Origin of the sequence: Sphingopyxis sp. FD7, assembly GCF_003609835.1 — a bacterium.
Lineage (GTDB): Bacteria > Pseudomonadota > Alphaproteobacteria > Sphingomonadales > Sphingomonadaceae > Sphingopyxis.
The window spans coordinates 2,783,959-2,804,303 of the sequence record NZ_AP017898.1 but is presented as its reverse complement, the minus strand read 5'-3'; the positions used below and the strand labels follow the sequence as shown (position 1 = coordinate 2,804,303).

General features: G+C 66.7%; 21 protein-coding genes. 14 read left to right on the top strand and 7 right to left on the bottom strand.

The window, feature by feature from the left end; all coding sequences use genetic code 11:
• The first annotated feature begins 31 nt into the window (after nt 1–31).
• The 12 genes from SPYCA_RS13375 (at nt 32) to SPYCA_RS13320 (ending at nt 12,444) form a co-directional block, all read left to right on the top strand.
• On the top strand, nt 32–319 hold the full coding sequence (locus SPYCA_RS13375) for a DUF1799 domain-containing protein (RefSeq protein ID WP_232003314.1): 288 nt from the start codon (nt 32–34) through the stop codon (nt 317–319).
• On the top strand, nt 316–3,939 hold the full coding sequence (locus SPYCA_RS19290) for a hypothetical protein (protein WP_172595076.1): 3,624 nt from the start codon (nt 316–318) through the stop codon (nt 3,937–3,939). The genes SPYCA_RS13375 and SPYCA_RS19290 overlap by 4 nt, the downstream gene beginning before the upstream one ends.
• A complete protein-coding gene (locus SPYCA_RS13365; RefSeq protein ID WP_120221140.1) occupies nt 3,936–6,923 on the top strand; it encodes a hypothetical protein in 2,988 nt (995 codons plus the stop codon). Before SPYCA_RS19290 ends, SPYCA_RS13365 begins: the two co-directional genes overlap by 4 nt.
• Nucleotides 6,924–6,943: 20 nt before the next feature.
• Nucleotides 6,944–7,366, top strand: coding sequence for a hypothetical protein (locus SPYCA_RS13360; RefSeq protein WP_146625138.1), 423 nt, complete (start codon nt 6,944–6,946; stop codon nt 7,364–7,366).
• Complete coding sequence (locus tag SPYCA_RS13355; protein WP_120221137.1) at nt 7,363–8,793, top strand: tail fiber domain-containing protein; 1,431 nt, start codon at nt 7,363–7,365, stop codon at nt 8,791–8,793. The genes SPYCA_RS13360 and SPYCA_RS13355 overlap by 4 nt, the downstream gene beginning before the upstream one ends.
• The gene (locus tag SPYCA_RS13350; RefSeq protein WP_120221135.1) at nt 8,790–9,152 is read left to right on the top strand and encodes a hypothetical protein; all 363 of its coding nucleotides are present in this window, start codon (nt 8,790–8,792) and stop codon (nt 9,150–9,152) included. Before SPYCA_RS13355 ends, SPYCA_RS13350 begins: the two co-directional genes overlap by 4 nt.
• Nucleotides 9,152–9,898: a hypothetical protein gene (locus tag SPYCA_RS13345; RefSeq protein WP_120221134.1), complete on the top strand. Its 747-nt coding sequence runs from the start codon at nt 9,152–9,154 to the stop codon at nt 9,896–9,898. Before SPYCA_RS13350 ends, SPYCA_RS13345 begins: the two co-directional genes overlap by 1 nt.
• A gap of 79 nt (nt 9,899–9,977) precedes the next feature.
• Entirely contained in the window at nt 9,978–10,598 is a 621-nt protein-coding gene (locus tag SPYCA_RS13340) for an N-acetylmuramoyl-L-alanine amidase (protein ID WP_232003312.1), read from the top strand.
• On the top strand, nt 10,595–10,945 hold the full coding sequence (locus SPYCA_RS13335) for a hypothetical protein (protein WP_120221132.1): 351 nt from the start codon (nt 10,595–10,597) through the stop codon (nt 10,943–10,945). Before SPYCA_RS13340 ends, SPYCA_RS13335 begins: the two co-directional genes overlap by 4 nt.
• The gene (locus SPYCA_RS13330; protein ID WP_120221130.1) at nt 10,942–11,349 is read left to right on the top strand and encodes a hypothetical protein; all 408 of its coding nucleotides are present in this window, start codon (nt 10,942–10,944) and stop codon (nt 11,347–11,349) included. Before SPYCA_RS13335 ends, SPYCA_RS13330 begins: the two co-directional genes overlap by 4 nt.
• A complete protein-coding gene (locus SPYCA_RS13325) occupies nt 11,318–11,503 on the top strand; it encodes a hypothetical protein (RefSeq protein ID WP_120221129.1) in 186 nt (61 codons plus the stop codon). The genes SPYCA_RS13330 and SPYCA_RS13325 overlap by 32 nt, the downstream gene beginning before the upstream one ends.
• Nucleotides 11,504–11,775: 272 nt before the next feature.
• Nucleotides 11,776–12,444 carry a S24 family peptidase gene (locus SPYCA_RS13320; protein WP_172595075.1) on the top strand — a complete coding sequence of 223 codons (669 nt, stop codon included), beginning with the start codon at nt 11,776–11,778 and terminating at the stop codon, nt 12,442–12,444.
• A gap of 146 nt (nt 12,445–12,590) precedes the next feature.
• On the opposite strand, the gene SPYCA_RS13310 is transcribed toward SPYCA_RS13320, so the two are convergent.
• Entirely contained in the window at nt 12,591–12,896 is a 306-nt protein-coding gene (locus tag SPYCA_RS13310; protein WP_120221127.1) for a hypothetical protein, read from the bottom strand.
• 182 nt (nt 12,897–13,078) lie between these two features.
• On the opposite strand from SPYCA_RS13310, the gene SPYCA_RS13305 reads away from it, so the two are divergent.
• A complete protein-coding gene (locus SPYCA_RS13305; RefSeq protein WP_232003310.1) occupies nt 13,079–14,365 on the top strand; it encodes a methyl-accepting chemotaxis protein in 1,287 nt (428 codons plus the stop codon).
• Nucleotides 14,366–14,464: 99 nt separating this feature from the next.
• Nucleotides 14,465–15,190, top strand: a complete 726-nt coding sequence (gene aqpZ / locus SPYCA_RS13300) for an aquaporin Z (RefSeq protein WP_120221125.1) — start codon at nt 14,465–14,467, stop codon at nt 15,188–15,190.
• 130 nt (nt 15,191–15,320) lie between these two features.
• Here the strand turns inward: aqpZ and galU are convergent, their stop codons facing one another.
• The 6 genes from galU to SPYCA_RS13270 all read right to left on the bottom strand — a co-directional run bounded on the left by galU (nt 15,321) and on the right by SPYCA_RS13270 (nt 20,294).
• Entirely contained in the window at nt 15,321–16,184 is an 864-nt protein-coding gene (gene galU, locus SPYCA_RS13295) for a UTP--glucose-1-phosphate uridylyltransferase GalU (RefSeq protein ID WP_120221123.1), read from the bottom strand.
• Between the two features lie 60 nt (nt 16,185–16,244).
• Nucleotides 16,245–16,757, bottom strand: coding sequence for an OmpA family protein (locus SPYCA_RS13290; RefSeq protein WP_120221121.1), 513 nt, complete (start codon nt 16,755–16,757; stop codon nt 16,245–16,247).
• Between the two features lie 18 nt (nt 16,758–16,775).
• The gene (locus SPYCA_RS13285; RefSeq protein WP_120221119.1) at nt 16,776–17,987 is read right to left on the bottom strand and encodes a diguanylate cyclase domain-containing protein; all 1,212 of its coding nucleotides are present in this window, start codon (nt 17,985–17,987) and stop codon (nt 16,776–16,778) included.
• Complete coding sequence (locus tag SPYCA_RS13280) at nt 17,984–18,517, bottom strand: YfiR family protein (RefSeq protein ID WP_120221117.1); 534 nt, start codon at nt 18,515–18,517, stop codon at nt 17,984–17,986. The genes SPYCA_RS13285 and SPYCA_RS13280 overlap by 4 nt, the downstream gene beginning before the upstream one ends.
• 193 nt (nt 18,518–18,710) lie before the next feature.
• Nucleotides 18,711–19,244, bottom strand: a complete 534-nt coding sequence (msrA, locus tag SPYCA_RS13275) for a peptide-methionine (S)-S-oxide reductase MsrA (RefSeq protein WP_120221116.1) — start codon at nt 19,242–19,244, stop codon at nt 18,711–18,713.
• 57 nt (nt 19,245–19,301) lie between these two features.
• The gene (locus SPYCA_RS13270) at nt 19,302–20,294 is read right to left on the bottom strand and encodes a M48 family metallopeptidase (protein ID WP_120221114.1); all 993 of its coding nucleotides are present in this window, start codon (nt 20,292–20,294) and stop codon (nt 19,302–19,304) included.
• Nucleotides 20,295–20,345: the final 51 nt, after the last annotated feature.

Genomic DNA, 20,345 nt, shown 5'->3' with positions numbered 1-20,345 from the left:
GCGCGGCGGCCGACGGGAAAAGGCCGACGACGTGGTTACGCAAAGCACTGTGCTGCCGGCGCGATTTCAGGCGGACGCGCGCGCCGACGACGACGCGATCGAAATTCATCAGGACGATGCCGGCACGGTCGCGCTTTTCTTTGCGCTCGATACGCAATGGCGGCGGCACCCCTTTTCAGGCGCGCTCGCCGGGCTCGATTATGCCGCGATCAAGCCGACCGCCGAGCTGGCAGGTATAGAGATCACGCCCGCCACCCTGCCCGGTCTGCGCGCGATGGAGCAGGCCGCGCTGGCCACGCTTGCCGAGATCCATAAATGAGCGCGCAGACGATCCTTGAAGCGCGGCTGCGCGCGCGCGACGACGGGCTTGTCGGTCAGCTGACCGCGAGCGAGCAGCGCGCCAAGGGTGCAGCGGGCGGCCTGCGCGACATGGCCGGCGCGGGGCGCACGGCGTCGGCCGCGACCAATCAGGTTGCCGCGAGCGATCGCGAGGCGGCCCGCGCGGCGCGCGAGGTCGAGCGCGCGCGCAAGGATCAGGAACGGGCAGCAAGGGCGGCGGCGCGCGCCGAGCAGCAGGCGGCCGACGTCATCGCGCGGGCGCAGGCGCGGCATCGTGCGGGTCAGATGCAGCTGGGGCAGCAGGCGCAGGATTTCCTGATCCAGGTCCAGGGCGGGACGCCCATCCTGACGGCATTTTCACAGCAGGCGTCGCAGGCGCAATTTGCGATCGCGATGATGGGCGGCGAAACCGACAAGTCATCGTCGAAGATCGCCAAGTTCGCTTCGATCATGGGCGGGCCGTTCGGGATCGCGCTGGGCGTCGCGATCCCGCTCGTGTCGATGTTCGCCGCCAAGCTGTTCGAAGGCGCAGAGGCCGCCAGCGCGGCGGAAATGGCATCGAGCGGCCTCAGCCAGGCGCAAAGTGTCATGGGGGAGATCTTCGACCTCACGACAGGCAAGATCAAAGCTCAGAACGAGATGCTGATCCTCAATGCCCGGATAATGTCCGCCAACCTTCGCCTGGAAGCGGAAAAGGCGCGAACCGATGCGGTGTCGGGACTTGCCGATGCGAAGGACGCGCCGCGGGGAGGCTTTGGGCTGGCATTTCAGCGCATCCTGCACCGTGGTTACGGCGAAACGGGTCTTGCGATCTCGCAGCGCGAGCGCCAGCGGTTGTCGAGCCTTGTAACGGGCGTCGAGCAGGGCGGCATTTCGGCCGACGAGGCCGCGCGCTTGGCCAACGACATCGATTTTTCGCGCGCAGGCATCGACAAGAGCGCGTTCCTGACTGCCCTTGCGAACCGCGTTTCGGCCGAAGCAAAGGTCGAGCTGGCCGACCTGATCGATAAGTCCCTCGCCGAAGGTCAGCTCGCCAGCGAGTTCCGGAAGGCTGGTCCGAAAGGGCCCAAGGCACGTAGCGGCGCCGGCGCGGCCAACGCACTCGCCAATTTCGGCGAGAGCGCGGCGGAGAAGATCGCGCGGATCGCGGACAGCTATAACCCGGCGCCGCGCGCGCTGGACAAGGCGTTCGCCGACCTGCGGGCGATCGACGGGCTGATCGCCGACCTGGAGAAGCGCAAGCCGCCGTCGTTCGAGAAGCTGATCGGCGAGGCCAAGGGCGCGCGCGCGGCGGTGATGGACGGGATCGCGGCGCCGCTCGACGCCATCCAGCAGCGGCTCGTCCCGTTGCCCGACGGCATCGTCAAGGCGCAGGCGGCGGTCGAGGAGCTGGACGGCGTCATCGCCGTGCTCAGCGCACGCAAGCCGCCGAACTGGGAGCAGCTCGTCGCGCGGGCGGAGCGGCTGAAAATCGTAGCGGTCGAGACGGTCGACGGGCCGCTCACCGACATGCTAAAGACTAGCCGCGACCAGTGGGCGCAGCAGCTCCTCATGTTGCAGGGGCGAGAACGTGAAGCGCAGCTCCTCGCGCGCATTCAGGATCTGACAGCGAAAAATGTGCCGCTTACGGCGACGGCGCGAAAACAGATCGAGGCGACGGTTGCGATCGAAGAGCGGATCAACGATCTGCTCGAAAAGCGCCAGGACATCATCTCGATCTATATGTCGTCGATCGGCGACCTGCGCGGCGCGCTGGAGGAATTGTTCAGCGGCGGCAGCGGCGGCGATTTCCTGAAGAATAGCGAGCAGCTGATCAAGCGCTTCCGGGGCAGCATGGCGGTCGAGGCGATCTTCGGCGACAGCCTGCGCGCATTGGAAAAGCGGGTGCGCGGCAAGACGCCGCTCGATCGCGAGATCGACGATCTGGCGGAACAGATCGACGGGCTGGAAGGCGAAGCCGGGCGATCGTCGGCGGCCCTGAAAATGTTCACCGACGCGGTGGCGGCGGCGACGGCCGACATCAATCGGTCGACCGCGCGCGGTGCGATCGGCCAGGGCGCGAAATCGTTCCTGGGCGTGTTCGGCCAGGCGCGCGGCGCGGCGAGCGCCGACGCGCCGATCGTCGTGTCGGGCAATCGGCCGTCGCCGATCGGCGCCGCATTGATGCGCGAGCAGAATGATTTTCTGCGCGATCTGGCGCGTGCGCAATATGAACCGCTCGCCAAGCTGTTCGACGAATATCTGGGCGGCGATTTCTTCCGCAAGCTGTCGCCCGTTTTCGAGGGCGCCTATGCCGGTTTCTTCACGGCAGGGCCGATCGGTGGCATTTTGGGTGCGGCGAAGGAATTGCCCGGCCTGCCCGACAAGCTGAAGGGCACGCTGGCCAAGGCGTTCGGCGGTGCGCAGACCGGATCGTTCGTCGCCGGCGTCGGCAAGTCGCTGGGCCTGAAAATGAGCACGACAGGATCGCAGATCGGCGGCGCGGTCGGTTCGTTCCTTCCTATCCCCGGCGGCGACATCATCGGGTCGATTGCGGGCGGGCTTCTCGGCGGGCTGTTCAAGAAGTCGCGCTCGGCTGGGGCCGTGATCACCGGGGTCGACGATTATACAATCGGCGGCAAGGACAAGAAAAACTACGGCGCGGCCGAAGGGCTGGCCGGATCGGTCACCGGCGGGCTCCAGCGCATCGCCGAGGCCCTCGATGCAACGGTCGGTTCTTTCTACACCACCATCGGCGTCCGCGGCGGCGATTACCGTGTCAACACCAGCGGCTCGTCGCTGAAGATCAAGAATGGCGCGCGCGACTTCGGCGACGATGAGGCGGGCGCGATCGCCTATGCCATCGCCGACGCGATTGGCGACGGGGCGATCAAGGGGCTTTCAGCGGCCATGCAAAAGGCGCTGCGGTCGAGCACCGACATCGACAAGGCAGTCCAGGAGGCGCTGAAGGTTCGCGAAGTCGAGGAATTGCTCGGCGGCATTGGCTCCGCGATCGAGCGCCAGTTCCGCGAGTTCGAGGAGCAGGCGAAAGAGCGCGTCCGGATCGCGACCCAATATGGCTTTGACGTCAGCAAGATCGAGGCGCGCAACGCCGAAGATCGCGCCAAGCTGGTCGAGCAGATCCTGTCGAGCCGCGTCGGATCGCTCCAGCAGCTGCTCGATGACCTGAAATTCGGCGACCTGTTCGAAGGCACGGCGGCCGAGCGCCGCGACAAGCTGCTCACCGAGATCGCCGCGGCCAAGTCGGACGCCGAAAAGGGCGTCGATGGCGCAGCCGACAAGCTTGCCGACCTGACCCGCCAGCTCGTCGAGACGAGCCGCGACGCCTATGGCACTGCGGGCAGCGAATATGCCAGCGATCGTTCGAACGCGATCAGCACGGCCGAGGCGATCATCGCGGCCGAGAATGAACGCATCCGCGCCGCGCAGCAAGCGACCGTCGACACCAGCAAGGCGATGCAGACGCAGAACCAGCTGACCAACGAGACCAACGACATTCTGGCGGAAATGCGCGCGATCCTGCGTGCGGGGGGCGGCGGGGTAGTCATGGTGGGCGGGGGCGGCGGCGGCAACATCTCTCGCAACGTGGACCTGCGATGAGCGAGATCGCATTCATCGACGTTCAGCCGCGCCGCGCCGATACGGGCGCCGAAGTCACCGTCCGACTGGCGGGTGGCGGCACCGACACGCCCTATCGACGGAACGGCGAAAATTATCATGCCGGCGTCGTCGCGATGCCGCGTTTCCGCGCGGCCTTTGGCTTCGACGACAATGGCTGGACGGGCGGAACGGTGCCGACCAACGGCGAGATTGGTTTCGTGCCCGGCGCGTCGTCGTTGATGACCGAGCTGCTCGGCTATTATTGGCGCGATGCCGCCGTCACGATCGACGCGGGCGAAGAGGGCGGCGCCCTCGTTCGGCGTCTGACAGGCACGGTCGCCGACGTCGTGGTGAACGAGGGGCAGCTGCAGCTCACGATCGCCGACCCTAGCCAATTGCTCGACAAGCCGCTGCTCGGCGCGGGCTTTACCGGCGAGGGTGGGATCGAGGGGCCGTCCGAGGCGACAGGCAGGCCCAAGCGGCGGAGCTGGGGTCGCGTCTATAATGTCGAGGGTGGCCTGCTCGACAAGGCCAACAATATCTATGAATTCGGCGATCCGTCGAAACCGATCGGCGCGTTCGACGCCGTGCGCGACAAGGGCCGCGCCGGGGCCATCGTCGAGCTGCCGTGGCAGGGCAGCGTCGCCGCGACCTTCACCGCGCTCCAGGCGGCCGATGCGCCCGATGGCGGGTGTGTGGCCGCGCCGTCGATTGCCTGCGTCAAATGGTGGACCGTTCCCGCGGGGCCGTTGACGGCTGACATTCGCGGCGAGAACAGCGGGGGATATTCGGAGACGGCGGCGGGGATCGTCGCGAAGATGCTGGCAGCGGTTGGTGGGCCGGCCCTCGCCGATCTGGCCGCAGCGGAGGCGCTGCGGCCCGCGCCCTGCGGCGTCCACATTGCAGTCGGCACCGACACCGTCGCGCAGGCGATCGACCGCCTCTTGCTGGGCGTGTCGCTTTATTGGGTGCTCCAGCCCGACGCGACGATCCGCATCGGCGAATGGGCATGGGGCGCTCCGGTAGCGGCGTTTCAGGCGATCTTCCTCGGCCGTGAACGGCAGTTGCCGCCGGTGAAGACGCGCAAGGTCGGTTATCGCCGCAATCATCGCGTTCATAGCGACAGCGAAATATCGGCCGCCGTCATCCTGGCGGACGATGTCAGCTATCTCGACGGCACGCCGCTGGAGGATTTGAAGCCCGCGGAACCAGGTGCTACGGACGGGGCGATCGTGCCTTCGCCCGCGAGCGACCTGCCGAGCAATATCCGCGACGAAGAGGGCAATACGCGCTCGCCCGCGGACCTTTTGAATATGTCGCTCGTGCTGACGGAGGGCGGGCGGTTATTGATCGACCGCGGCGGCGGCGCTGCCACCGATCTGGGACAGGTGCGCGCCGCCGCGATCGGCGCGGCGACCGAGGGGGCGATGCGCGTCCAGACCGACGCGCTCGACCGCCTCGCCGCCGTCGTGACGCAGATCGATACGCGGCTCGCGCGGACGCAGGGCGTCATCCGCGACGCGGGCATCTATGTCGATCCCGCGTCTGGAAAGGTGACGCTGTCGGCGATCGATGCGACAGCCGAGCGGATCAACGACGTGTCGGTGACGCTCGACGCCGTGCAGGCGCAGGTCGCGTTGAAAGCCACCACGTCCTATGTCGACAATGCGATTGCGACGGCGGTGATCGATCCGTCGCAGGTGCCCGTCTTTGAAGGCATCGAGGCACGGCTGACGAGTGCCGAGGTGCGGCTGGACGGCCATGATGCGTCGCTGTTGCTGAAGGCCGACGCCGCGACCGTCAACGCCTTGTCGGCGACGGTCACCGACGCAAGGATCGACATCGATGCGCTCCAGGGCGCGATCGTCACCAAGGTCGATGCAGCGACCTTCAACGATCTGGAAACACGCGTCGCGACGGCCGAGGACAGCCTGTCCGCTCTGGGCGACACCGCGTCGATCGAACGGGGGATCAGCGTCGCGCGGCTGGTCGATCGCCGCCAGGAGGATGAAGCGGCGGCGTCGCTGGCGGCACTTCTCGCCGGCGATCGGCGCCAGCGTTCGACGGTCGCGTCGCTGGCACTGGCCCGCGAGGAAATCACGGCGCGGCTGATCGATGGCGACACGGCCGAAGCGATGGCGCGCGAAGCACTGGCGGCGCGGGTCGGCGCGGCCGAGGGCGCGATCGCGATCGAGCAGCAGGTCCGATCATCGACCGATAGCGCGCTGGCGACGCAGATCAGCCAGGTTTCGACGACGGTCGGCGAGCATAGCGCGACGATCGAACAGCAGGCCGAGAGCATCGACGGTCTTTTCGCGCGCTATGGCGTCAAGCTGGACGTCAATGGGCGCGTCATCGGCTGGGTCGCAAACAATGACGGCCAAACGGGCGGCATGGATTTCATCGTCGATTATCTGCGCATCTGGGATGCGGCGGGCGGGGTGTCGAAGGCGCCCTTCGAGTTCCGCAACGGCGGGCTTTATGTCTCGCAGCTGTCGGTCGATTCGCTGTCGGTCGCGGGCGGCGCGGTCGGCGGCATCGTCGTGTCGACGCCGCCTTCGCTGCTGCGAAGCGCCAACGACGTCCTGGTCGGTATGGTCGAGCTGCCGCCGCTGCCGCCCGGCACCAACGCGGTTCGCGTGACGATGACCGGCAACTTCAAGATCGAGGCGCTGGCGGCGCAGCATGTATGGGCGAGGCTGCGCGAGGTGACGGCGGCGCAGGCGGCGGCCTTCAAGGCCGATCCGGGCGCGACGCCGGGCGGCTATCCTGCGCTGCCCGCCTCGGCGGTATCGCCCATGAACAGCGACAAGCTCGAATATATCTACAACGTCTGGGACAATGCGCATCTGTCGTGGATCGATACGGCGCCCGAAAGCGGCCAGCTCTATATCGTCACGCTCGATGCGCTCTCCGCCGTCGATGTCCGCTGGAAGGACGTTCAAATCTCCGCCGAAATCATGAAGAGGACACAGATCACATGATGAAGTTCGCACGCTTGACGATGGCGATTGCCGCCTTCGCGCTCGCGCCGGGGTGCAGCTCGGACCGCGCCAGCTCTATCGACGCGATAACGCTCGTCGCTTCGGCCGAGATGACCGCACCTGCCCCGGCCGTGGATGCCGCCGTCGAGATCAAGGGCACCGACCCAGCGACCTTGCGGCTTTATCTTGTACCGGCCGCGTTGGCGCCGATTGCACTGGCCGACATCGAACGCAACGCCGACGCCTTGGGGCGCTGGGCAGCGGGCAGTCGCGCAGCGTGGGATTACGGCGCGGTGGGCGACTGGAAGCGGGGCGAGCTGCGCGCCGCGCTGCCGGTCGAGCGCGGCGATCTTATCCTTCTAGCGATCGAGCCGGTGAGCGCGGCGGGCGGCGCCCGTTTCGCCTGGCGCGACGCGATCATTCTTTCAGGAGCAGAACAATGACTTGGTACAAAACGGGCACCGTCACCGTCACCAATGGAAGCGCGACTATCATCGGCGCGGGCACCGCCTTTGTAAAGAATGCGCTCGCCGGGGACGGCTTTCGCGGCCCCGATGGCTTCATGTATGAGGTCGTTAACGTCGATAGCGACACGCAGCTGACGATCAGCCCGAATTATGCGGGCGCGACCGCAGCGGGGCAGGCATACCGCATCGTGCCGACGCAGGGGCGGATCATCGCCCTTTCGGAAGGCGTTACCACGTTGATCGACGATTTCGGTGCGGTTCGCGATGGGATCGGATCAGGCAACTTCCCTGACGGGACGGCGGCGGCCCCGGCGCTGCGTTTCGGGGCGGATACGGACACAGGCCTTTATCGCGTTGGCAACAATATCGTTGGCATCGCCGTCGCTGGGGGCGAGGTGGCTCGTTTCGATGGCGGCGCATTGGCCCTCAAAGGCCCATCCGGCGTCGGAGTGTTGTTGCAAAATCACGAGGATGCTAATCGCGGCCTCGTGGTTTCCGCCAATGGCGATGCCGGCAGCGGTTACGGATATATCGGCTCGACTTCTAGCGGATATGACATTCGGTTTGGGATCGATGCCGTCGAGGCAGTTCGTATCTCGACCGCGCGCGATTTCGGTATCGGCGTGCCCCCCGCTGTGCGTTTGCACGTCAAGTCGGGCGGCGAAATCCAGCGGCTCGAAACGACCACCGCGCGCGGCGGCGGCGCCTGTTTTCAGGGCTTCTACGATCCGTCGGGGGCGAAGGGCTTTTGCGGCTATTCGGCAATCGATGACGGTTTCGACATCTGGAACAGCCTGAACCACCAGATACGCTTTGGCACCAATGCCACCTATCGCTGGGCGATCTCGTCAGCGGGCGGTTTTTATCCGGTCGCCGACAATGCCTATACGCTTGGCGGCGGCGAGAACCGGGTCAGCGAAATCTATGCCGTCAATGGCACGATCAACACGTCCGACGAGCGTGACAAGACGTGGCGCGGCGCGCCGACCGAAGCCGAACTGCGCGCCGCGCGGCGGATCGCGGCTGAACTCGGTTTCTATCAGTGGAACGACGCGATCGCCGCGAAGGGCGCGGACGGTGCGCGGATGCACTTCGGCGTGCGCGCGCAGGCGGTGTGGGCGATCATGGCCGACGAGGGGCTGATCGAGCCGCTTGCCGAGGGCGTCGATCCGGGCAGCGCCTATGCCTTCCTCTGCTGGGACAAGTGGGACGCGGTGGAGCCGGTCGCGGCGACCGACGAAGTCCGCGACGGGGAAGGCAACCTCATCGCCCCGGCGCGCGCGGCGCAGGCCGGTCGCCCCGCCGGAAGCCGCTTCGGGGTCCGCGTCGACCAGCTCGCGCTGTTCCTGATCGCCGCGCAGGACGCGCGGATCGCGGCGCTGGAGGCGGCAGTCGCGGCGTGACGCAGGTCGATCCCGATTTTGCCGAGTGGCTGGCGAGCGAGGAGATTTCCGCGATCGCGTCCGATCCGATCGCCGCCGCGACCTGGGGCACGATCGCGATCGACACGACGATCTCCAGCGCGCTCGCTCTAAAGGCTGACGCGGTCGCCGAGGCGGCGCGACAACTCTCCTTCCGTTCCGGCCCGCTCGTCGTCGAGATACTCCGCGTCCCCGGCCTGCATGTCGAAATAATCGGCAAGGTCGTCACGCTGACGGCCGACAAGGGCGGCTATGCCGAAGGGATCGATGTGTTCGTCCTGGGCGCCGACGAGATCGATGGCAATGGCGGGACCAAGGTCACCGTCCTGAGGAGACTGTAATGCCCGGCCTGTTGATCGTGAAACCGATCTCCTTCGTCCCGTCGGCTGCCGGTTGGAGCGGGGCCGACAATCTCCAAACCAAATCACCCCGCGAAATCGGCGTCGCACCGGGCGTGGGTGCGCAGGCCTTTGAAATCGATCTGCAGGCCGTCGAGAATGTCGACAGCTTCTTCCTGGCCGCGACCAACGCTCGCGCCGACGCCGTGTGGACGATCCAGACGATCGACGCGCTTGGTGGCGCGGTTACGGCTACGCACGTCAATGCTCAGCCAATGCGGCTGGCCGGAAATATCCGCACCCGTTATCATTGTTTTGCTCGCCTGGCTGCGCCGGTCGCGGGCCGCTATTTCCGCTTCACGGTGAACCAGCCGACCACGCCGATCGAGATCGGCCGCGTCATCGTCGGCCTCGCCTTCGATTGGCCCTATGCCTATGGCAGCGGACGGATGCCGATCGATACGTCGCGCGTCGTCGCGCTGCCCGATGGCGGCTTCGGGGTCGACGAAGGGGTCGTTAAAGCCTCTTTCCAATGGCGTTTCGTCGACCTCGACAACGCGGCGCTTGCCAAGTTGTGGCAGATCGTCGAGGAGCTGGGGGAGAGCAAAACACTGCTCGCCGTCGAGGGACCGGATTATCCGCCACTCGCCACGTCGGTTCATTATGCGCTGTTCCGCAAACTGGAGCAGTTCGAGCGCGAAGATCCCGCCGTCACCAAATGGGCGCTCACCGTCGAGGAGTGGCGGTGAGGTCCGCCAGCGGGCCCCGGTCGCTGTGCTTCCTTGGGGTTAGGTCAAGGCAAATGACCTTCCCGGCGGAGCAGTGACGGTGAACCTTCTCGAAAAGACAAAGCGCATCCAGCGCGCGGTCGGTGCGGCCGAAGACGGCATCTATGGCAACGAGACGGCCGACATGCTGCTTCGGAAGCTTGGCGTCTCGCTTCCGCTGATCGGGCAGATCGCGCCCGATGTCGTCAAGGGCACTGGCAAGAATATCACTCGCATCTTTCTGCACTGCACCGCGACCCGCGAGGGGCAGGACATCGACGCCGCGACGATCAAGCGATGGCATCTGGCGCAGGGCTGGAGCGACATCGGCTATCATTTCGTCATCCGCTTGGACGGCACGATCGAGATCGGCCGCGACGAGAGCGTGCCCGGCAGCCATGTGAAGGGCTTCAACACCGGCTCGATCGCCGTCGTCTACGTCGGTGGGCTCAATGCCCAGGGCAAGGCGAAGGACACGCGCACCGACGCGCAGAAGAAGGCGCTGGAATGGCTGTGCCGTGAATTGGGCGCGGCCTATCCCGCCGCCCGTTTCATGGGGCACCGCGACGCCAGCCCCGACCGGAATGGCGATGGCAAGATCACGTCGAACGAGTGGCTGAAGGAATGCCCCTGTTTCGACGTCGCGTCGTGGCTCCAGTCGGTCGGGATCGACCCGCGATGAACGGCGGCATCCCCTATGAGCTGTTGGCCGCGCGCACGCCAGCCGAGGCCAAGCGGCACTGGATGATCGACCGCATGTGGATCGGCAGCATCGTTGCCGCGCTCATGTTGATCGCGCTCGTCGTGCTGCTCTGGCGTGGCGGGTGGAGCGTCTCGACCGAGCGGATGCGCCTCAACATCATCGCCATGATTGCCTTGATGACGGTCGCCTATCAATTCGTCGTCGTCCTCGCCTTCTCGCTTGGCGGTCCCGTCGGGCGCTGGCGCGCGCGCTGGGGCGAGCGGAGCCTTGAGGCGATCGGCGCGCGCGCGGCGCGCGAAGCCTATGACGGCGGGGGTGCGGTATGATCGCGCTGATAGCCTATTGGCTCATAGGCAAAGGCGTCGGGGTCCGCGCGGCGCGCCCGATCGCCTGGGCAATCGTGATCGGCGTTGCCCTGATCCTCGCGGGGGTCGGCAAATGCACATACGACGCCAACGTCATCACGACGCACGAGGCGAAGACGTCTGCGAAACTGGAGCGAACGGGCCGTCAGGCCGACACCTCGGCTGCCCAGCGCGCGGCAGCGCGGCGACGGGCCGAGGCCACCGCAAGAAAGGAATTCGACAATGCGACTGCGGGCATTCCCGACAACGGTCTTACTGATCGCCAGCGCATCGATCTGTGTAACGAGCTGCGCGACGGTGGAGTCGACACGTCTCTCATCCCCGAGTGCAGTGATGTTCGAGCAGGAGCGCAAGCCGCTCCCTGATGTCGCCATCCTCCAGCAGAACAGTGAGGAGGGAAATCGGCAGCATCAGCGAAACAAGGATGAGTGGGGGCAGCGCGGCTGGGACAAGCTCAACGATGTCTGTCTGTGGTTCAAAGAGCAGGGAGTGGAAGGGCTGCCCTGCAAGGTCGATTAAGGCCCCACGACGGCTCTTTGAAACCGCGCTTTAGGTGGGTGCAAATTTAACATAATCGAGCGAATTTTTGGCCGGAGTTTTTGGCCAGAATTTTTGGCCGGCTACATCGATCCGCTGCAACAGGCTGCGCTCCATATTGTCCTCCCTGATGAAACCCGGCGAAACCGGGCGAGTCGCGTGATAGGATATTTCCTATCTGATGCTCAATTACCTACTTGTCTAGGAAAAATCCGCTTGCTAGGAAGAATGCGGAAGGACGGGACCAGACCGCCATGATCGACCCAGTTCACGACCCGCGCGCGGCGCTCGACCGGCTATTGTCGGAAAAGGGCGTCGATTATGCGCGCCTGTCGCAGGTGATCGGGCGCAACCCGGCCTATATTCAGCAATATATCAAGCGCGGTTCGCCGCGGCGGCTGGCCGAACAGGATCGCGCGCGCATCGCCGCCTATCTGGGGGTGTCCGAAGCGATGCTGGGTGGGCCGGTGGCGCGTGTCGCGACCCCGGCGCGGAGTCGCGGGCCGGGGATGATCCTGGTGCCCAAGCTGGCGATCGGGGCGTCGGCGGGCGCGGGCGCGAGCGTCGATGGCGAGCCGGTCGAGGGCGAGGTCGCCTTCGATCCCAAATGGCTGCGCGACCTTGGCGCCGATCCGCGCGCGCTCAGCATCATCCGCGTCGAAGGCGATTCGATGGCGCCGACGCTCGACGACGGCGACGACATATTGGTCGACGGCAGCGACGCGGCGGCGCGGCTGCGCGACGGCATTTACGTGCTGCGCATGGACGATGTGCTGATGGTCAAGCGGATCGCGCGCGCGCCGGGGCCGGGGCGCGTATCGGTGATCAGCGACAATCCGCATTATCGCAGCTGGGACGATCTGCCGCTGTCGGCGATCCGGATCGTCGGGCGCGTCGTGTGGACGGGACGGCGGGTGCGGTAGCGGCGACGTTGGGGTGAGCCCTCCATTCCCGTTCGTGTCGAGCGAAGTCGAGACACGCTTGGGGAGCGCCGACCTTCGGGGTGTCTCGACTTCGCTCGACACCAACGGAATTTGAGGAATGGCCGAGAGCCTCAGCCACCTTCAAATTAATAGGGCGCCGCCATCAGCGCCTCGATTTCATGGTCAAGCACCTCGGCGCGGCGGCATTGTTCCTCGTCGCCGTCGCGGCATTTTTCGACCGCCTTGTCGCGCTGGCGCGCCAGCTTGCCCATCTGCTCCTCGCGCTTGCGCAGTTCGCGCCCGCGGTTGCGGTCGGCTTCGTCCTGGCTCGTCGTCGACCAGTCGGCGACCTGGCCAACCGCCTTGACCGGCGCGGTGACGACCGTTTTCACGGCGCTGACGCAGCCGGCGAGCAGGGGAGCGGCGATCAGGGGCAAAATCAAGGCGCGCATCGTCTCTCTCCTCGCGGCTGGCGTCCCATCGCATAACCGGCGCAATCTGAACAGCATATTGCGGCAGAGCGGCGTTCGCCGGAGCCAGGATGTCACATCACTGAAACAAATAGTTAAATTCATGTTTACCATGGCGGCGTAGGACGCGCTCGGACCCATCGGACGGAGCCTCGCGAGATCCCATGAACGCCATCGCCAACGCCTTTTCGCCAACGTCGGGCCATGTGGCGGCGGTCGGGGTCGATGCGCATATGTCCGAGGTGATCGACCAGTTCCGCGCCAACCCCGGCCTCCGCACGCTCGCGGTGGTCGATGCGGCCGGGCGGCCGGTCGGGGTGATCCGCGAACAGCGCGTGCGCGAGCTGCTCTTCTGTCCCTTCTGGTTTTCGCTGATGCAGAATCCGACGATCGGCGGCTCGATCGCGTCGATGATAGAGGATTGTCCAACCGCCGATGTCGAACATTCGACGACCGACCTGCTGCGGATCGCGGCGGGGGCGCCCGACGGGCAGGATCTGATCCTCGTGCAGGGCGGACGCTTCGTCGAAACGCTCGACGGCAGCCAGCTTGCCAGGCTGGCGATGCTGCGCGAGGTCGAGCTGGCGCAGGAGCGCGCGACGCGCGCGGCGCATATCGACGCCGCGGGGCGCGCCTTCCAGCGCGATATTGCCGCGCTGACCGCGAGCCTGTCCGACATGGCGGGGCAGGTCGAGGCGGTGGCGGGCGAGCTGGCCCATCGCGCGCACCAGACGGGGCGCGATGCGGTGACCGTCGCGGGCGCGACGGCGCAGACGCTCACGGGCCTCCAGGATCTGGGCGATCGCGGTCGCGCGCTCGCGGCGACCATGGCGCGGATCGTCGAGGACGGCGCGCGCGCCCGCGCGGTGCGTAGCGACGCCCACGACAAGATAAGGCAGGCGAACGAGCGTGCGAGCGCGCTCAAGGCGGCGAGCCAGTCGATCGAACAGATGCTCGCGCTGATCATCGATATGGCGAGCCGCACCAACATGCTCGCGCTCAACGCGGGGATCGAGGCGGCGCGCGCGGGCGACGCGGGCCGCGGCTTCGCCGTCGTCGCCGCCGAAGTGAAAACGCTCGCCAGCCAGACGCGCACCGCCGCCGACGATATCGCGGGCTATATCGACCATATCCGCGACATCGTCGGCCAGGTGTCGGCGGGCTTCGCCGAGGTCGAAAAGGCAATCGAAGCGAACAACGGCTTTTCCGACGCGATCGACCGCGCCGTCGACGGACAGAGCGCGACGACGCTGACGATCGCATCCTATGTCGAACAGGCGGTCTTCGCCGGGCGCGAGATCGATTCGCGCGTGCAGGAAATCGGTCGCGGGGCGAGTGCGGTGGGGGATGGTGCGCAGGCGCTCGGCCAATTGTCGGCGGGGCTTTCGGGCGCGGCGCTGTCGCTCGACCAGCGCGCGCGCACCTTCGTCCAGGCGGTCGCCGCAGCGTGATTCTGCCGCGTATCGCAAGGGCTTGCCCGGTGGCCCAGCGCTGATAGGATGCCCGCGCGCCGGAGGCGTCTGTGGCCGTCGGCGGGGAGGAGGGTCATCATGACGAATATCCAAAAGGGTCTGGCCGAGTTTATCGGCACATTCTGGCTCGTGTTCGGCGGCTGTGGCAGCGCGGTGCTCGCGGCGGGGTTCCCCGACGTCGGCATCGGCCTGCTCGGCGTGTCGCTGGCTTTTGGTTTGACGGTTGTCACCATGGCCTATGCGATCGGCCATATTTCGGGATGCCACCTCAACCCCGCGGTCACCGTCGGGCTATGGGCGGGCGGCCGCTTCGAGGCGCGCGACATTCCGCTTTATGTGATTGCACAGCTGCTCGGCGCAATCGTCGCGGCCTTTCTGCTCTTCTATATCGCCAGCGGCAGTCCGACCTATGACCTTGCCACCAACGGCCTCGCCGCCAACGGCTTCGGCGGAGGGTCGCCGGGCGGCTATGATATCTGGTCGGCGCTGCTGATCGAGATCGTGCTCACCGCCTTTTTCCTGTGGATCATCATGGGGTCGACCGACGGGCGTGCGCCGACGGGTTTCGCGCCGATCGCGATCGGCCTGGCGCTGACGCTCATCCACCTTATTTCGATCCCGGTGACCAACACCTCGGTCAATCCGGCGCGCAGCACCGGCCCGGCGCTCGTCGTCGGGGGCCTCGCGATCCAGCAATTGTGGCTGTTCTGGGTCGCGCCGATCGTCGGCGGGATCATCGGCGGCGTGCTGTACAAGACGCTGGGCGCCGACAGCTTCCCGAAACCGAATATCGAGGGCGAATAATCGTTCCGGCACAGGCCGTGTCCCCGCGAAGGCGGGGACCCATCTCCGTTGGGTTTGCAATCGCGCCAACAAGGTGATGGGCCCCCGCCTTCGCGGGGGCACGCGGCGCTTTGGAAACCGTAAGCCGACCCTATTTCAGCAGGTCGATCGCGAAGGCGCGGACGTCGGCGGCGATGTCGGGCCGTGCAAGCGCGACGGCCAGATTGGCCTGGATATAGCCCGCTTTCGATCCGCAGTCGTAACGCGCGCCGTCGAAGGTCACGGCGTGGAATGGCTGCGACCCGATCATCGTCGCCATCGCATCCGTGAGCTGAATCTCACCGCCCGCGCCCTTTTCCTGACGTTCGAGCACGCGCATGACTTCGGGTTGCAGGATGTAGCGGCCCGAGATGATGAGGTTCGACGGCGCCTCGGAAACCGGCGGTTTTTCGACCAGCCCCTTCACCTCGGTGAGCGCGCCGTCGCGCGCGCCCGGCGCGATCACGCCATAGCTCGACAGCTGTTCGTGCGGCACTTCGAGCACCGAGATCAGATTGCCGCCGACGCGGGCATAGGCGTCGACCATCTGCTTCATGCAGCCGGGCGAGCCGTGCATGAACTCGTCGGGCAGGAAGATCGCAAAGGGCTCGTCGCCGACGATGTCGCGTGCGCACCAGATCGCGTGGCCGAGCCCCATCGGCTCCTGCTGGCGGACATAGGCGCAGGCGCCGGGGCCAAGCCGTGTCGGCCCGAGCACCGACAAGTCCTTGCCGCGTTCGGACATCGTCTTTTCGAGTTCAAAGGCGATGTCGAAATGATCCTCGATCGCGCTCTTGCCGCGGCCGGTGACAAAGATCATCTGCTCGATCCCTGCCTCGCGCGCCTCGTCAACCGCATATTGGATGAGCGGCCGGTCGACGACGGGCAGCATCTCCTTCGGGATCGCCTTGGTCGCGGGCAGGAAGCGGGTGCCGAGGCCGGCGACGGGAAAGACGGCTTTGCGGATCGGTTTCATGGTTGCCGGACCTAGCGACGAACGCCGCGGAGGAAAAGGGGCGGCGGACGGGCCGGGTGCCTATTGCGACACGAGCGTCGGCGTGACGATGACAACCACGCGCCGATTGTCCTGTCGGCCTTCCGCCGTGTCGTTGCTCGACAGCGGCAGCGTTTCGCCGCGGCCGACGATCTGATCGGCCGTGAAGGTCATTCCGCCCGCGCGCAGCGGCGCCGCCACCGCCTCCGCGCGCGCCTGCGACAGCGTCAGATTATAGGCCGCGCTTCCCGTCGAATCGGTGTGGCCTTCGACCCGCGCGGTAGTGATGCCGACCGATACGAGCCGCGCCGCGACCTCGCGCATCCGGTCCTGCTGCTCCACCGGCACGGTGCTTTCGTTGGTGGGAAACAGCAAGCGTTCGGGCATGCTGAGTTCCCAGCCGAGCGGGGTTTCGACAAAGCCTTCGGCTTGCAGCACCGCGACCTGTTCGCGGGAGAATCCGTCGGGTGCGGGCAGGCTCTGGCACGCGGCGAGCAGCGCGGCAAAGGCGGCCAGGATCAGCGCGCGCAGCGATTGGGGGGCGATGATGGTCATGGGCGTTTCTCCGCTGGTCTATCGGGAACGATGCGTCATTTTGTCGGCATACATTGCCGCATCGGCGGCGGTGAGCAGCGCGGTGGCGTCGCCGCCGTCGTCGGGAAAGACCGCGACGCCGATGCTCACCGACGCGCGATAGGATCCGCCGTCGGGCAGGGTGACGGGGTCGGCGATGCACGCGCGCAGGCGGTTCGCCAGATCGGCGCGCGCGACGCCCGCATCAAAGGGGTCGATGATGACGACGAATTCGTCGCCGCCGATCCGCGCTGCGAAATCCTCCTTGCGCAGCGTTTTCCTGATGCAGCCCGCCAGCGCGGCAAGCACGGCATCGCCCGCCGCGTGACCGAAATTGTCGTTCGCCGCCTTGAAATTGTCGGCGTCGATGAACAGCAGCGCGAACCGGCCATCGCGCGCGTCGGCCGCAGCGATCCGCAGCGCAAGCTGTTCGTCGAAGGCGGCGCGATTGGGCAGCGCGGTCAGCGTGTCGTGCGACGCGCGGTGCGCGAGCAGCGCGCGTTCGCTTTCCATATGCCCCTGCCAGCCCTGAAGTTCGTCGAGCAGCGCGTTGATGTCGCCGCCCAGCCGGTCAAGCTCGGCGATGCCGAGCGGCTTCACGCGCTTGTCGAAGCGGCGGTGGAGGCGCACGTCATGCGCGACCGTCGCAATCTCGTTCAGCGGCTTGACCAGTTCATATTCGAACCGGCGGGCGAGGAAGATCGTCCCCAATGCAGTGACGAGCAGGCAGCCCAGTCCCGCGAGCAGGCCGAGGCGCACATAGTCGATCAAGGTCGAGCTGTCGCCCCAGACCTCGACCGTGCCGATCGCCGACCCGTTGCGCCGGACGGTCACGGCAAAGGGGTGCGGGAAAAAGGCGCGGCTGAGCAGCGGCGCCGGATCTCCGGCAGGGGAGCTCCATTCGGTGACCGGTTTGCCGACATGATCGAGCACACGCAGCCGCGCGATGCCGGGGATGCGCGTCAGCGGCTCGATTCCTTCGCGCGCGGCGACGGGGTCGTTGAAGACCAGCGCGGGTTCGACGCCATAGGCGCCGAGCTGTGCCGCAAGTTCCATGTTGCGGTCGGCATAACCTCGAAGCGCGGTGACGCCGGCGAGCAGGATCGTCACGCCCGACAGCGCCACCGCGAACAGGGTGATGCCGAAATGGAAACGCGACAGCAGCTTTTGCAGCGTCGTGCGCGCGCCGATCCGTTCGACGGGGCCGCTCATCCTGTGCCTCCATCGCCTGCTCCGATGCGCAGCACGCGCGGATCGATCTTGAGCGGCCCGCGGGCAATCGCGTCGAGATTGACCGAAAAGCTGAGGCTTGCCGCGCGGCCGGTGAGGCAGAACATCGCGCCATAGAGGCACGCGTCGTCGTCGTCGGTTATGGTAAGGACAGGGCGCCCGCGCACCCAGGCGATGAGCTGCCGTCGGTCGGCCGCAGGCATCCGGCCGAGGAACAATATGTCACAGCGGGCGTTGACGGCCGACGCCGCGACATAGCTCACCGAAATCGAACCGCGGCCCGGCGTGTCAGGGGCCATTCGCGGCGCCAGCCGCGGCGTTCCGACAACGCACATATGGCGGTGGGTGGTTGCCGTCCCGCCCGGCCAGCGGGCGTAGCTGGCGATGCCGCCGACCATGCGGTTGACCGCCGGCGTCATCCCGCCCTCTTCGACGACCGACTGCGCCGCGGCCTGAACCGATATCTGGGGCGTCGTCGTCAACGCGCCGATCAGAAACCATGATGCCAGCACCGGACAGTGCCCCCAAAGCGTTTCGGGGCCATCCTGCCCCAGCGAAGGCGCGTCCGCTAGTCAAAACGGCTGGAAAGTCAATGAAAACTGACGTCATGCGGCCATAATGCAACAGCGATCCGAACCCGGATGCCAGGCACTTATGCACATGATGCGTCATCCCGGCGAAGGCCGGGATGGCGGTCCCATGAAATCAGGTGCGAAGGCGGTCGGCGAATCCCTTGCGCAGCTTGGCGAGCTTGGGCGGGATCACCGCCATGCAATAGGGATTGCGCTGTCCTTCGCCCTCCCAATAGGCCTGATGATAATCCTCGGCCGGATACCATTCGGTCGCCTTTTCGATCGTCGTGACGATCGGCGCCGGCCAGTCGGGCGCGGCGCGTTCGATGCCCGCACGCGCGGCATCCGCCTGCGCGTCATTCAGCGGAAAGATCGCGCTGCGATATTGCGTGCCGATGTCGCCCCCCTGGCGGTTGAGCTGCGTCGGATCGTGCGTCGCGAAAAACACGTCGAGCAGGTCGTCATAGCCGATCACCGCCGGATCGAAGCTAATGCGGATCGCCTCGGCATGGCCGGTGTCGCCGCCGCAGACCTGCTTGTAGGTCGGATTGGCGACGCTGCCGCCGATATAGCCGCTCTCGACGCTTTCGACGCCCGCGAGCGACTGGAACACGGCTTCGGTGCACCAGAAACAGCCTCCGGCAAAAATGGCGGTGTCTTGGGTCATGGCGTCGATCCTTGTCGGGGAGAAATAGGGTGCCGCCGAAATAGGATGTTCGCGCGGCTATTCCAAGGGCGGCGGCGCGTCGACCAGCGGCGGGTGCAGCGGCTGGCCCACGGCGCGCGCGGCGGCGATCGCCGCGGCTTCGGCCTCCAGCGCCGCGACGCGGTCACGCCAGCCGGGATGCGTGCCCGCCTGGAACAGCGGCCGCCCCTTGCGCTGCCCGAACTTCGACCAGAAGCGCGCCGCCGCTCCGGGGTCATAACCGGCGCCCGCGAGCAGCCACACCGACAGGCGGTCGGCCTCCACCTCGGTCTGGCGGAACAGCCGCGCGCTGCGCCCGAACTGCTTGCCCAGCCCGCGATCCACGCCCGCCGCATCGAGCCGCGCGCGGTGGCGAAGGATATTATGGGCAAGCTCGTGCGCGATGGCGGCGGCGAGCTCGGCGTCGTCGTCGGCGAAATCGGCGAGGCCCTGATTGACGAGCACCAGCCGTCCGTCGGCCACCGCGCCGGGCTTGTCCTTTGGCTCAACGCGAAAGTCGCTGGCGCAGCCGGGAAGGGGGGTCAGGCGCACGAGCCGTCCCGCCTCGACATGCAGCTCGAGTGGCGCATCGGCGGGCCGCGTCGCAAGCTTCGCTTCGATCGCCGTGATCCGCGCGAAAGGATGGTCGCCTTCGCCGTCGGGAACGGGGGCAAGGTCGATCGCCTCGACCGTATCGCCGACCCGCAGCCCGGCGGCGGCCGCGGGCGAACCCGGCGCGATGGCGGCAAGGAAGGCGTGGCTTGCATCGTCCGCGTCATAAGCCGCCAGCGCCTCGGCGCGGCGGTCGGCGTCGTACAGGCGCGGATCGCCCCATATCCACCCGAACTGCGGCTGCCGCATCGGGCACCAGGCGGCGTTTGCGGTCGTCAGGCGAAAGCCGATCGCCGCGACACGCGCTTCGGTCGCGGCGAGCGCGGTATAGGGTGAAGGAGCATTGAGCGGCGCGGCCGATACCAGCGGGGCGGCGCTCAAGGTGAGGGCGGCAAGCATCGGTCGGATGAAGGGCAGCATGTCGATGGCCTATCAAGCGGTGTCTGTCGCGGCCATGAATTGCCGGATCGG